Here is a 12,534-nt window from a genome sequence, read left to right on the forward strand (position 1 = left end):
CATGAATTGTGCTGTGCGAAAGTCGCTGCGGGTCAGGCGTTATTTGGCCATGCGCCGCAGGGGCGCGAGAACCGCCTTGCTTTCGCCCCTGGCTTTATAGGCCAGCATCAATGCACGCGCCGCATTCCGGCTGGCGGGTTGCAATTCAAAGGCGTCTTGCGCCAGATCGATTGCCAGCTCCACATCACCGGATTTCAAAGCCGCGCCCGAATACAGAACAAACTTTTCGGGATCTTGCTGACTGCTGCTTTGCTTTGATGCGTGCGCGAAATATTGCAGCGCCAGCGCATATTCTCCGTCTGCAAAAGCCCATTCACCGGCGGCAAAAGCAGCTGCTGCGTTTAGCGGATTGGAGTTTAGAAAATTACCGAGTTGCAAGCGTGCGTCATCACGGCGACCAAGGGCACCCAATGCGGCCGTGATCCGGCCGACCAGCGAGGCATTCGACCGAACCTTCGCGGCCTGACCATAGTGAATTAAGGAGCCGGACGCATTGCCGTTAGCGAAAAACGCGTCCCCTGCCAAAATCCTCACATCTGCCGAACCCGGATATCTTGGCACCAAACCGGCCGCAAGCTCGGCCGCCCGCCTGGTTTGCCCCGATCCGGTAAGCGCGCGTAACAGGTCACGTGCGCGGTCAATACTGCCGGGTCGTTCGCGCAAAAGGGCTTCGGCAACCGGCGCTGTGGCCGCGCTTTCCAATGCGAATATCCGGCGGTCGGACGAACCGGCGGCGCGGTCAAGGTAAGCGGCTGCCTTACCGCGTTCGTCCAGTTCCTCGTGTGCCCGTGCAACCAGAGTGAGCAAATATGGCGCGGCGTCAGCCCTGTCGGCATGGCTCCCGAACCGCTCTATCAGTTCGCGGTGAGCTCCTGCTTGCGAAAGGGCGCTTGCCAGCAAATTTCTGACTTGCGGGTTCTGCGGCTGCAGCGTGAACAATTGATCAAAGGTTTGGGCAGCATTACCGTGATTACCCGTCTTCAGATCGATTATGCCGGACAATAACAGACCTGCCGGCGTATCGCGGTGGTGCGCGGAGGTTTTCCAGAGTAACCTTTGGGCCAAACCATCCTTGCCAGCCCGTGCAGCGAGCACGGCCTGCAGAAAGTGCGCCTGCGGGTTCTCGGGATCGCGCGATATCATAGCGCGGGTGACGGTAAGCATTTTTGAAGCAGCGCCCGTTTCGCCCAGCACCGCAGCATATTCGCCCATCAGCGCCAGATCGTCCGGGTGATTGGCCAGGGCTTTTTCGAACAGGGGAATGGCCGCAGCCGGGCCAGCCGAATCGCGCAGCAGCTGACCGCGGAATTGCAATGCACCGGGATTGTCGGGACCAAGCCGAACGGCAAAATCGCTTGCTTCGACTGCCTGTATCTGGGCACCCGTTTCGTATCTGAGCCTTCCGATATCTACCCACAAATCCGGATCCGAGGGTATGAGAGTATTGGCCCGGTCATAGGCGTTGGCCGCTGCGTCAAAGTCGCCTTCCAGTTGGTTCAGGCGTCCCAGTTGCCGATAACCGGACCCGGCGGTCGCTTTGCTGAAGTCCCCCGGTCCAAGCCATTTGCGCGCTTCGACGAGGTTGCGCTTGAGCAGCTGCGCTTCGCCCATATAGGCCGCTATTTCGGAGCGAGGTCTGCCGGCTTTCAATAAATTCGCGGCTTCGGCTTCGGCCGCAATACCGTCGTTTGCTTCAAGAGCCGCGACGATACGATTAATCCCGCTATCGCCTTCAGCCCAAACCGCAGCGGGAAGGATTGAAAGCAGAAGTGCCGCCAAAACCGGTTTCTGCTGGCTAGCCCTGAAGGTCATACTGTTTCAGCAGATCGTACAATGTCGGCCGGCTGATACCCAGCATTCGGGCGGTGCTCGAAATATTGCCTTCCGCTCGTGCCAGCGCGTGGCGGATCACTTTTCGATCGGCTTCTTCACGGGCAGTTTTCAGGTTGAGCGGCTGGTCATCTGCGCTGTCGGCATTGGTCATATCAAGGTCTTCGGCACTGACCAATTTGCCTTCTGCCATAATGACAGCGCGTTTCACCCGGTTTTCAAGTTCACGCACATTTCCCGGCCAGTTCCAGCTGTCGATGATCGCAATCGCTTCCGGTGAAAAGCCACTGATTTTCGGGTTCATTTCGGCTGCGAAACGGTTCAGAAATGCTTTGGCAAGCAGGGGTGCATCGCCGGGCCGGTCAACCAGTGAGGGGATCGTTACGACGATTTCGGCAAGCCGGTAAAACAGATCTTCGCGAAACTGCCCCTTGGCAATCATCGCTTCCAGGTCCTGATGAGTGGCGCAGACAATGCGGGTATCAACAGCGATATGTTTACGCCCGCCGATCCTCTCGAATGTTCGCTCTTGCAAAAACCGCAGCAATTTAACCTGTAACGGCAGGGGAATATCACCGACTTCATCGAGGAACAGCGTCCCGCCGTCCGCCAGTTCGATCTTTCCTTCGGTTGTTTTGACTGCGCCGGTGAAAGATCCCTTTTCGTGGCCGAACAATTCGCTTTCGAGCAGGTTTTCGGGGATGGCTGCACAGTTTATCGCCACGAAAGCATTGCCGTGCCGGTTACTTGCATCGTGCAGACCACGCGCGAGCAATTCTTTACCCGTCCCGCTCGCGCCGAGCAGCATGACCGACACATTCGTATTGGCGACCCTTTCAATCGTGCGGGCCACCTTCACCATTTCGGGTGCAGCAGTGATCATCCCCCCCAATACGGTGTTTTCAGCACCGACCTTGCGCGACAGGACCCGGTTTTCCTGCTCGATCTGATGCAGGTTTAGCGCTCTTCGGACTATCAATCCCAAATCCTCGATATCGACCGGCTTCTGGTAGAAATCATACGCCCCGCGTTTGATCGCCTCGAGCGCGCTTTCACGGGCGCCATGTCCTGATGCGACGACGACTTTTGTGTCCGGCTTCAATTCCATGATAGCGTCGAGCGCGGCAAAGCCTTCGGTCGTACCGTCCGGATCGGGTGGCAGGCCAAGATCGAGTGTTACAACAGCAGGTTCGTCAGCCCGCAGCGCCGTAAGCGCGCTCTCACGATCACCGGCGATGATTACGTCGAAATCCTCATAGGCCCATTTCAGCTGCGCTTGCAGACCCGCATCATCCTCGATGATCAGCAGCTTGGGTTTTTTCTCGGCCATCAAGCAACCTCTGGTTTGATAGTTTTTCGGGCAGGCTTTTCGTAATTGGAAAGCGCAACAGCACCGGCCAGCGGGATTCGTATCACAAAGCGGGTCCCCAGACCTTCCCGTGAATCGACATCGAGCCGCCCCCCCATTGCGCGGACCAATTCACGCGCCTCGAATGCACCGATCCCGAAACCGCCCGGTTTCGACGAAACGAAGGGCTTGAACAGACCGCTGCGCAAAAACTCCGCGCTCATCCCCGGCCCGGAATCACTGACCTCGACAATGCCGAACATTCCGTCGCTACTGCAGCTGACGAACACAGGCTCGCCATCCTCGCTCGCATCCAGCGCATTTTGCACAAGATGGACAATCGCCTGTTCAAGCGCATCACGGTTGGCTGCGACGCTGATGTCAGCGGATTGCGCAAGCTCGATGCGCATCCGTCTGGCAATGATTTTGGTCATCTTACCCAGATCAACCGTTTGCATGGCGTCCGTCCCGACAGCACCGTATCGGCCCAGACGTGCGAGCAATGTGTTCAGCTTGTCAGCGCTGCTGCGCAAGGTGAGCAACATATCTGCGCGAAAATCGGGATTTTCGGCGTGCTTTTCGGCATTTCTCGCGAGCAGCGATAGTTGGCTGGCGAGGTTCTTTATGTCGTGCATGACAAACGCAATCCGGCGATTGAATTCATCGAACCGGCTTGATTCCATCAGTGCTTCCTGCCCGGCCTGTTCTGCAAGATAGCTGGCCAGCTGCTGTCCCGCCAGCCGCAGCAGATCGAAATCTTCCCAATCCAGTTTTCGCTCGAACACCGGGCGGGCCAACAAGATTACGCCGACCAGCCTTTCGAAATGTTCGAGCGGAACGATCGCCCAGGCATTGGGGTCATCCAATATCCAGCCAGGCAGCGGACGTTCTGACGTTGCGCCTCGTTCTCGCAACGGGTCGATCTCGATAAGATTGATTTCACGGTCGAGCAGTTGAAATACAGATTTTTCCGCTAGCGGCGTTTTGACTTCCATAGACGGCCAATGCCACCGCGCCGCCAGATGAAGCTCGTCATCGCCGTCCGGCACCATCAGGAGCCCTGCCGGGCTGTCGGTAATGTCCGCCATCGCCTGGACCACGCGTTCAGGCAGGGGGGACGCTGCTTCACTGCCGCGAGCCAGCGTTTCGTTGAACCGCAACCATTCCTCGCGGTAGTCGAACCTGTGCTGGAAAAGATGCTTGGTCACCCCGTCCCGCAATGTCGCACGCATTTTTGGTGACGGGAGCGAAATCAATGCCAACGCGGATGCAGCCACAACAAATACCACTTGCATCAGCCGACCGAAATCACCGGCAATCACCGATAATGCCTGGCCAACCGCGACCATTCCAAGCAGGTATCCGCCAATTATGAGCAAAGACACCGACTGGAACGCGACGGAGCGCGATGGACGAAACGGTGCGGTTGATCTCTCTCCGGTGGCGCCAATGCCGATAAACAGCACCATCACCAAAGGCACCAGACTGCGAAGTAATCCCAGCGCGGTCGGCAATTCGCCGGAAATATACGCCACCGTCGCATAATTCATATCGAACAACCACAAGGTGCTCATTGCCGCAGCGGGCCAGCGTAACACCGGGCGCGCCACCTTGGCTGCCCCGACATAAAGGTTGTGTACCAACACCAATGCACCTGCCGCGGTTAACAGGCGCAGGCTGATCGAAGCGAGGACAACCGCTTTCTGATTTTCGGCGGATAAATCGTAATAGGGGATGACCAGCAACAAACATGGCTGGACCAGTTCGACCAGCGTGATCACGATTACCACCGGCCGGATTGGCGTGAGGCTGCGATGGCGCCCGTCTTTGGCGAACAGGCAATACAGCACCCAGTACCAGCTTATCTGGCTGGCGCTGAACGCCAGAATGGCAAACGGACTATCGGCGCTGATTGCGGGAACGGACAATGCCCACAAAGCGGTGATAAACAACGCCAAGGAAACCGCAGTCTTGACCGGGATACTTTTGGCTCTTGCGCTGATGGTGAACACAGCAAGCGCGAGACAGGCCGATGCGCTGGCCAGATAGGCGGCTATTCCGAGCAGTTCACCCCATGCGCTCATCAGCGCGCGCCTTCGCTCCACAAAACAACGCGCAATGTCTGGAGTAGGATCAACAGATCAAGAAACGGCGTGTAGTTTTTCGCGTAATACAAATCATACTCCAGTTTCTGGCGGGAATCGTCGAGCGATGCGCCATATGGAAAGTTGATCTGGGCCCATCCCGTAATCCCCGGCTTTACCATATGCCGTTCTGCGTAATATGGAACCTTATCTTCAAGATCGGTTACGAATTGCGGCCTTTCGGGGCGCGGTCCGACGAAGCTCATTTGACCCTTGAGGACGCTCCAGGTCTGCGGCAATTCATCAATCCGGACCTTGCGGATAAACTTTCCGACACGGGTAACGCGCGGATCGTTGTCCGTTGCCCATTGCGCCTCGCCGTTCTTTTCGGCGTCATTACGCATCGACCGCAACTTGATGACTTCGAAGTTTTGCCCGAACAGCCCGACGCGGGTCTGGCGATAAAAGGCCGGCCCCCTGCTCTCCAGCTTCACGAGAACTGCAAACAGGACAATCAGCGGGAACGTGATCAGCAGAAGCAGCAGGCTTGCGGCGATATCAAAAATACGCTTCGTGACTGTCGAAATCGCCCGGCCAGAGGAAAATCCGTCCGAAAAGATCAGCCAGCTGGGATTGACCGTATCCAGATCTACGCGGCCTGTCTCGCGTTCGAGAAATGTCGAAAAATCATTGACATGAACGCCGTGCGTCTTGATCCTGAGCAAATCTTTAAGAGGTAGCGCATTACGCCGCTCCTCAAGCGCCAGAACAACTTCGCTAGCACCGATATTTTCGACAAACCTTCCAAGATCGTGGATTGCGCCGCGAGGGATGGCCTCCTCGACGATTTGGACGCCCTCGTTCATCCCGATATAGCTGACGATGGCGAAACCGCTTTCGGGCTTTTCACCCAATAGTTTGAGCCGCTGTGCGCGGTCCCCCGACCCCAGCACGATGACCCGGCGCCGGAAAGCCTGCGCCCCCAAAATCCCGCCGACGATCAATCGGTTGAGCATCAACAGAATTATCGCAAAAACCATCGCGTAAAACAGGGTTGAACGCCAGAATGTATCGCCCGGCAGGACAAAATCGATAAATGAAAGCGCCAGAATACCCATGCTGACGGCGACAAGAATCCTCGCACATGCGAACCGCATTGATCGCAGCGCATCTGATCCGTAAACGCCGACTGCCACCATCGCGACCAGCATGACCACCGCCAGCGCGGCGAGCCCGTCAAACCGGTCGCCGAAATGCCCGGGATCGATAAAAATCTGCGATGCGCGCAATTGCCACGCCAGTTCGCCCGACAAAACCAGCAGGAATATGTCGAACAGGCCCAGCAGCAATACCGCATGGGGAATATAATGTTTGAAAAGCCGTATCATCCAACCCCGCTAATCGCGGCCCCATGTTTTCTCTCAGGGTTCGCAATTAGCGGGAAGGTGTGAAATGCCGGTAAATTTTACAGCAATTGGTAAACGGTCCGGAAACCGGCTTATTCGGTGATCGTTTCGGCCGCATCCTGCGCTGCTTCGCCGACCTGGTTCGCTGCCTGACCGACATCGGTTGCGGCATCGGCAATCGCATTATCTTTCGCGACTTCCGAACCGCTCATTTGGGTGAAGAAGAATATTGCTGCGGCTGCAACTAAAACCAGCAGCAAGATCATGAACATTCCTGGTCCGCTTTTGCGCGGTTCATCGGTCACCACTGTGGTCGTGGTGTGCGTGTTACCGTCAGGCGTACGGGTTTCTGTGGTGCGTTCTTGGGTCATTATTATCTCCCTGATAATAACCCGGAAACGAACTGTTCCCGATCCGGTTCCAAGGACATCGACTAGGTGGGGATATTCTCGCCAAACCGGAACGGCGTAACGCCGCGCGACAGATCGTCGAAACCCAGACCCGCTCCGCGCGGCGGCAGCGACCGCTGCTGACAGGCTGGCCGGTGGCACAGCGAACACCCCGGTCCGATCCGCTGCGCCGCCTCGGGCCGGAGATTGGTATCGCGAGCTTGCGCCAGGTCGTCGGCAAATCTGGCCTCGAGTCCCAGCACAACGACGAATTTGGCATCCCCGCCACTCCCGGTCCCTTCTACGGTTTGCGCCATGGTGAACCAGTGACGCGGCCCCGCGCTCGCGTCTTCGAGCGTAACCGGCTGCGACAGTAGGCTGCCGGGCCGCTCGAACGCGAGATGCGCCGCCCAGAGCGGACAAGAATTCTCGCTGTCCAAAAATATCGCGCCGCTCGCACCGGCGAACCGCTTCGAAAATTGTCCCGCACGGTCGAGACGGGCCATGAAAAAGGGAAGCCCCCTCTGGCCGACCCTTTGCAGCGTTGTCAGTCGGTGGGCGACCTGTTCGAAACTGACACCGAACCTTCTTTGTAAAATCTTGAGGTCGTATCCGGTCGCATCGCAAGCGCGCAAGAAACGGGCATAAGGCATTAGCAAGGCGGCGGCGAAGTAGCCCGCCAGATGACGTTCAAGCAACCTTGTCGCGGCAGGTTCTGCAAAGTTCGCCCCTGCCGCAAGATTGCGGATTTCATCGTGTCGTTCGAGCAATGCGAGCTGCAGTGCGATCTGGAAATTTCGCGACGCTGGTTCGAGCATTTCCGACAGCTGCAATTGTCGGGAATGCAAATCCAGCCGCCGGAGCAACTCAGGCATCACTTCGCGGGGTAAAATTCGCAGGGATAGCTGGTGCCTTTCGCGCAGCCTCTCGGCCAGGGCAACTCCGATATCTCCGCGCGACAGACGGAGTTCGTCCGCCAATTCTTCGGCTGCCGTGTCCAGATCTGCGAAATGGTTTCTCCAACGCTCGATAGCGTGGCGCGAGGTGACAAGCGGATCGGTGCTGTTTGTATGCAATGCACCCGCTGTATCGAAAAGCTTAACAAACGCGGAGGCTGCGTTAGGCGCTGCGGAAAGCCATTCCGCTATCTCGTCGCGGTCGATATCGATTTCGGCAAAGCGTTCGTCGGCCAGCCTTCGCTGCATACCGTCGATCCCGCCGATCGCCTCGTCCTGGCGCAGTGAGCGGGGATCAAAGTCGAATTGTTCGACCAATTGCATAACAACGCGCGCTGACAAAGCACGCTGATTGCGTTCGATCAAATTCAGATAGCTTGGCGAGATGGACAACCTAGTCGCCATAGCGGCCTGTGTGAGGCTTTCACGGCGACGCAAACGCCGGATAGCGGCACCGGCCAGTAATGATTTTTCGCTCATGTCCTGTCAGCTCCATTGTAAATTTCTTTACATCTTTACACACGTTTTTAGATGGAACGACTGAAATAGACAATAAAGTTTGTAAGTTTTTCTGTCAATTTAATGCTGCGACTGCGAAATAGCTTGGCAAGGCGGGCCGCCAAAAACTGGCAGCCAAACTGATTTCGGAGTTTTTCTATGTCCTACCAGAGTAAAATCGACAAACTAGCAGGCACAATCAACGCGCAAGGTTCGCCCTGGAACGCAATCGACGCTGAAGCTGCCGCGCGGATGCAGTTGCAGAACCGGTTCAGCACCGGGCTCGATATCGCGCGCTATACGGCGCAAATCATGCGTGACGACATGGAAGCCTATGACCACGATCCCGCCAATTACACGCAGTCGCTGGGTTGCTGGCACGGGTTTATCGCGCAGCAAAAGATGATTTCCATCAAGAAGCATTTTGGCAGCACCAAACAACGCTATCTGTATTTGTCCGGCTGGATGATTGCAGCGCTGCGTAGCGAGTTTGGCCCCCTTCCCGACCAGTCCATGCACGAAAAAACCAGCGTCCCCGCCCTGATTGAAGAGATTTACACCTTCCTCAAACAGGCTGACGCCCGCGAACTTGGCGGAATGTTCCGCGATCTGGATGCGGCGCGCGAGAGCGGCGATGAAGTAGAGGCGAAGCGTATCGAAACCGCGATCGACAATTACGAGACACACGTTGTCCCGATTATCGCTGACATCGATGCCGGTTTCGGTAACGCCGAGGCGACTTATCTTCTCGCCAAGAAGATGATCGAAGCGGGTGCCTGCGCGTTGCAAATCGAAAACCAGGTTTCCGATGAAAAGCAATGCGGCCATCAGGACGGTAAGGTTACCGTTCCCCACGAGGATTTTCTGCAGAAAATCCGCGCAATCCGTTATGCATTCCTCGAACTGGGCGTCGAAGACGGCATCATCGTCGCCAGAACCGACTCGCTTGGCGCAGGCCTGACGAAACAAATTGCGGTCACCAAAGAAGCCGGAGATCTGGGCGACCAGTATAACAGCTTTCTTGATTGCGAGGAGGTGGACCCTGCCAATATGCACAATGGCGACGTGTTCCTCAGCCGCGAGGGCAAATTGCTGCGCCCCAGGCGTCTGCCGTCCAACCTGTTCCAGTTCCGCAGCGGAACCGGCGAAGACCGCTGCGTGCTGGACAGCATCACCTCGCTCCAGAACGGTGCGGATCTGTTGTGGATTGAGACCGAGAAGCCGCATATCGGACAGATTGGCGGCATGGTTGACCGTATCCGCGAGGTTATTCCTAATGCAAAGCTGGTGTATAATAATTCGCCAAGTTTCAACTGGACGCTCAACTTCCGCCAGCAGGTTTACGATGCATGGGAAGCGGACGGCCGCGATCTGACGTCCTATGACCGTGCGGGCCTGATGAGCGTGGATTACGATGCAACCGATCTGGCGCAGGAAGCGGATGAAAAAATCCGCACGTTCCAACGTGATGCCGCAGCACAGGCGGGCATATTCCACCATCTGATCACTCTGCCGACATACCACACCGCTGCGCTCAGCACCGACAACCTCGCCAAGGAATATTTCGGAGACGAAGGCATGCTTGGCTATGTCAAGGGTGTCCAGCGCAAGGAAATCCGTGAAGGGATTGCTTGCGTCAGGCACCAGAATATGTCGGGTAGCGACATTGGTGACGACCACAAGGAATCGTTTGCCGGTGAAGCAGCACTGAAGGCCGGTGGCTCGAACAATACCATGAACCAGTTCGCTGCTGCGTGATCAATTGAAGCGGAGAGAATATCATGACCGAAGAGACAAGCGAAACCAGCGGCACACCAAGCACCGAACCCAGTCGCGCGCGGGCACTGTTTTCCACCGCTGACCTTCGCCTGCTAAGAGCGGCATTGGCAACCCACGCAAAGGCTACCGAAGACCGCGAGGAGCTGGCAAAAATCAACTCTTTGCATCACCGGCTGGGCACCTATGCATAGCTGTTAGTCCGCCCGTTTTATAACTATCTCCTGGGGAGGAGATTTGGCCGCCGGATCGCATTACACGATCCGGCGGCCATTATTTTGGTAACGCCGCGCTAACCATCCTCACGGTTGGCATAGTTAACATTTGCAAACTATGCCGACCCGATGAGCAGGATCGCCAACGCAGTGGGCATAAAGCCCAACATGTATCGCCATTTCGCTATTTTCACCGTCGCCGGCACACTGATGCTGGCATTTTTTGCTGATGGAGAAGGCCGGCAGGAAGTCGTCAGGCAAGTGGGCACCAAAAGCGATGCTCTGGCCCGCAAAGGCGATGAGATCGGCGATAAGGGGCGTGCCACGTTTACCAAGCCATTTACGGATCCTGATGCTTATTCGAACGGCGGCTTCGGGAGCGATGCAGGAAGCGACGGTTTCGGCTCGCCAATGGATAGTGCGGGGGGCGGTGCCGGCGAATCAAGCCTGATCCCGCCCGGTATCGCCGGCAGTGAGCGATATGTACCGGCATCTTATCGCCGTTACGGACTTACGGAAGAGGAATGGGCAGCATTGAGCGCCGATGAAAAGGCACAGATCATCAAGCTGGTCACGGCAAGCAGGGCATCTGCACCCACCGCGCGGCAAATCGAATCATTGGCTGCAGCTTCGCGTGAACGTTCGCGCGCTACTTCGGGCGGGGAATAGGCCTAACTGCCATCGGCGGGCATCAGATCGAGCGCAGCAACGGCCAGTGCTTCCGCCCCGGTTGCGATAACTGTTTCGGCATCCGGAGCCCAGAACGGACTGTGCAAGGACGGCAATACCGTGCCGTGCTTTTGTGCTGCCAGATATTCGTCCACAGGCGTCCCGCCGACCCAGAAAATCAGCGACTGTGTATCATCGGGTGACGCGCGTCTGAATTGCCCGAAGTCTTCGCCGCCCATCACCGCAGGCGCCTCGGTCACGCGCTGCAGCCCGAACCGCGAAGTGAAGCTGGCGGCCAGACGGGCGGATAATTCGGGATCGTTGTAGGTTGCCGGCGTGTAGGGCTCTATAACGGTGACGACAGGCATCAGTTCTTCCGGCAAGCCGGATGCGATCGCTTCACCACGAGCGATACGTTTGATGCCATCCAGAAGCGTTTTGCGTGTTTCGTCACTGTAAGACCTGACGGTTAGCTGCAGCTTTGCCTCGTCAGAAATTATGTTGTGCTTAAACCCTGAATGAAAACTTCCCACGGTGACCACGACCGGGTCCTGCGCCGATATTTCGCGGCTGGCGAGGGTTTGCAACTTCATCACGATCGAACTGGCCAACACAATCGGATCGCGGGTCGTGTGCGGCCGCGCGCCATGCCCACCGATGCCCTTAACCGTAATGTCCACACTGTCCACGTTCGCCAAAGCAAACCCGGGCGAATATGCGACCTGCCCCGCTGGCACGCCTGCTGCATCGTGAAAGGCCACCACATAATCAGGTTTGGGGAACCGGGTGAACAAGCCATCTGCAAGCATCGCCAGAGCGCCCTCGCCCAACTCTTCGGCAGGCTGCGCAATCAACACCAGCGTGCCCGACCACTGGTCCTTATGCCGCGTTAAAAGCTGTGCCGCACCGATCAACCCGGCCATATGCGTATCATGGCCGCAAGCATGCATGACCCCCGTTTCCATGCCTGATGCCGGCGTTGCCACGCGCCGCGATGCATAATCAAGGCCGGTCTTTTCAACCAGCGGAAGGCCGTCCATATCGGCCCGCAACATCACTGTCGGACCCGCGCCGTTTCGCATCACGCCGACAACGCCCGTTTTGCCCACTTGTTCGGTAACTTCAAAGCCGAGAGTGCGAAACCGGGCCGCCATCTTGGCGGCGGTTTCAACTTCCTCGAAACTGAGTTCGGGGTTCGCGTGGAGATCGCGGTAAAATTCCATCAGCGCGGGCATATCGCCTGCCAAACCGTCGCTTAGATCGTCTGCCTGCGCCGGGGATGCAAAGCCGCAAAAGAGCGCGGCAACCAGGAAAGATTTGCTTGGCATTGGTCAGCTCCTGCCCTTGGGTAACTACACGCTAG

The 12,534-nt window shown here is 57.1% G+C and carries 10 protein-coding genes; 3 read left to right on the forward strand and 7 right to left on the reverse strand.

What is annotated here, in order from left to right; genetic code table 11:
• Nucleotides 1–39: 39 nt before the first annotated feature.
• From WFP06_RS07570 to WFP06_RS07595, 6 genes are all read right to left on the reverse strand, one after another.
• Nucleotides 40–1,812: a tetratricopeptide repeat protein gene (locus WFP06_RS07570; protein WP_336986609.1), complete on the reverse strand. Its 1,773-nt coding sequence runs from the start codon at nt 1,810–1,812 to the stop codon at nt 40–42.
• Nucleotides 1,796–3,160 (reverse strand): PEP-CTERM-box response regulator transcription factor, encoded by a 1,365-nt coding sequence (prsR, locus tag WFP06_RS07575; protein WP_336986610.1) that lies wholly within the window; start codon nt 3,158–3,160, stop codon nt 1,796–1,798. The genes WFP06_RS07570 and prsR overlap by 17 nt, the downstream gene beginning before the upstream one ends.
• Nucleotides 3,160–5,262 (reverse strand): XrtA/PEP-CTERM system histidine kinase PrsK, encoded by a 2,103-nt coding sequence (gene prsK, locus WFP06_RS07580; protein ID WP_336986611.1) that lies wholly within the window; start codon nt 5,260–5,262, stop codon nt 3,160–3,162. Before prsK ends, prsR begins: the two co-directional genes overlap by 1 nt.
• Entirely contained in the window at nt 5,262–6,650 is a 1,389-nt protein-coding gene (locus WFP06_RS07585; protein WP_336986612.1) for a TIGR03013 family XrtA/PEP-CTERM system glycosyltransferase, read from the reverse strand. The genes prsK and WFP06_RS07585 overlap by 1 nt, the downstream gene beginning before the upstream one ends.
• Before the next feature lie 110 nt (nt 6,651–6,760).
• Nucleotides 6,761–7,039, reverse strand: coding sequence for a hypothetical protein (locus WFP06_RS07590; protein WP_336986613.1), 279 nt, complete (start codon nt 7,037–7,039; stop codon nt 6,761–6,763).
• Nucleotides 7,040–7,101: 62 nt separating this feature from the next.
• Complete coding sequence (locus tag WFP06_RS07595; RefSeq protein ID WP_336986614.1) at nt 7,102–8,493, reverse strand: helix-turn-helix domain-containing protein; 1,392 nt, start codon at nt 8,491–8,493, stop codon at nt 7,102–7,104.
• 177 nt (nt 8,494–8,670) lie between these two features.
• On the opposite strand from WFP06_RS07595, the gene WFP06_RS07600 reads away from it, so the two are divergent.
• From WFP06_RS07600 to WFP06_RS07610, 3 genes are all read left to right on the forward strand, one after another.
• Nucleotides 8,671–10,269, forward strand: coding sequence for an isocitrate lyase (locus tag WFP06_RS07600; RefSeq protein ID WP_336986615.1), 1,599 nt, complete (start codon nt 8,671–8,673; stop codon nt 10,267–10,269).
• A 23-nt stretch (nt 10,270–10,292) separates the two neighbouring features.
• A complete protein-coding gene (locus WFP06_RS07605; RefSeq protein ID WP_336986616.1) occupies nt 10,293–10,481 on the forward strand; it encodes a hypothetical protein in 189 nt (62 codons plus the stop codon).
• A 150-nt stretch (nt 10,482–10,631) separates the two neighbouring features.
• Nucleotides 10,632–11,171 (forward strand): hypothetical protein, encoded by a 540-nt coding sequence (locus tag WFP06_RS07610; protein WP_336986617.1) that lies wholly within the window; start codon nt 10,632–10,634, stop codon nt 11,169–11,171.
• Nucleotides 11,172–11,173: 2 nt separating this feature from the next.
• On the opposite strand, the gene WFP06_RS07615 is transcribed toward WFP06_RS07610, so the two are convergent.
• Nucleotides 11,174–12,499: an amidohydrolase gene (locus WFP06_RS07615; RefSeq protein ID WP_336986618.1), complete on the reverse strand. Its 1,326-nt coding sequence runs from the start codon at nt 12,497–12,499 to the stop codon at nt 11,174–11,176.
• Between the last annotated feature and the right edge of the window lie 35 nt (nt 12,500–12,534).

The sequence above is a fragment of the Altererythrobacter aquiaggeris genome (genome assembly GCF_037154015.1).
In the GTDB taxonomy this organism is placed as follows: Bacteria; Pseudomonadota; Alphaproteobacteria; order Sphingomonadales; family Sphingomonadaceae; genus Aestuarierythrobacter; species Aestuarierythrobacter aquiaggeris.

Coding starts and splice junctions, on each gene's coding strand:
- WFP06_RS07600 (WP_336986615.1), top strand. CDS start 8,671: ATGTCCTACCAGAGTAAAATCGACAAACTAGCAGGCACAATCAACGCG.
- WFP06_RS07615 (WP_336986618.1), bottom strand. CDS start 12,499: ATGCCAAGCAAATCTTTCCTGGTTGCCGCGCTCTTTTGCGGCTTTGCA.
- prsR (WP_336986610.1), bottom strand. CDS start 3,160: ATGGCCGAGAAAAAACCCAAGCTGCTGATCATCGAGGATGATGCGGGT.
- WFP06_RS07590 (WP_336986613.1), bottom strand. CDS start 7,039: ATGACCCAAGAACGCACCACAGAAACCCGTACGCCTGACGGTAACACG.
- prsK (WP_336986611.1), bottom strand. CDS start 5,262: ATGAGCGCATGGGGTGAACTGCTCGGAATAGCCGCCTATCTGGCCAGC.
- WFP06_RS07570 (WP_336986609.1), bottom strand. CDS start 1,812: ATGACCTTCAGGGCTAGCCAGCAGAAACCGGTTTTGGCGGCACTTCTG.
- WFP06_RS07610 (WP_336986617.1), top strand. CDS start 10,632: ATGAGCAGGATCGCCAACGCAGTGGGCATAAAGCCCAACATGTATCGC.
- WFP06_RS07605 (WP_336986616.1), top strand. CDS start 10,293: ATGACCGAAGAGACAAGCGAAACCAGCGGCACACCAAGCACCGAACCC.
- WFP06_RS07585 (WP_336986612.1), bottom strand. CDS start 6,650: ATGATACGGCTTTTCAAACATTATATTCCCCATGCGGTATTGCTGCTG.
- WFP06_RS07595 (WP_336986614.1), bottom strand. CDS start 8,493: ATGAGCGAAAAATCATTACTGGCCGGTGCCGCTATCCGGCGTTTGCGT.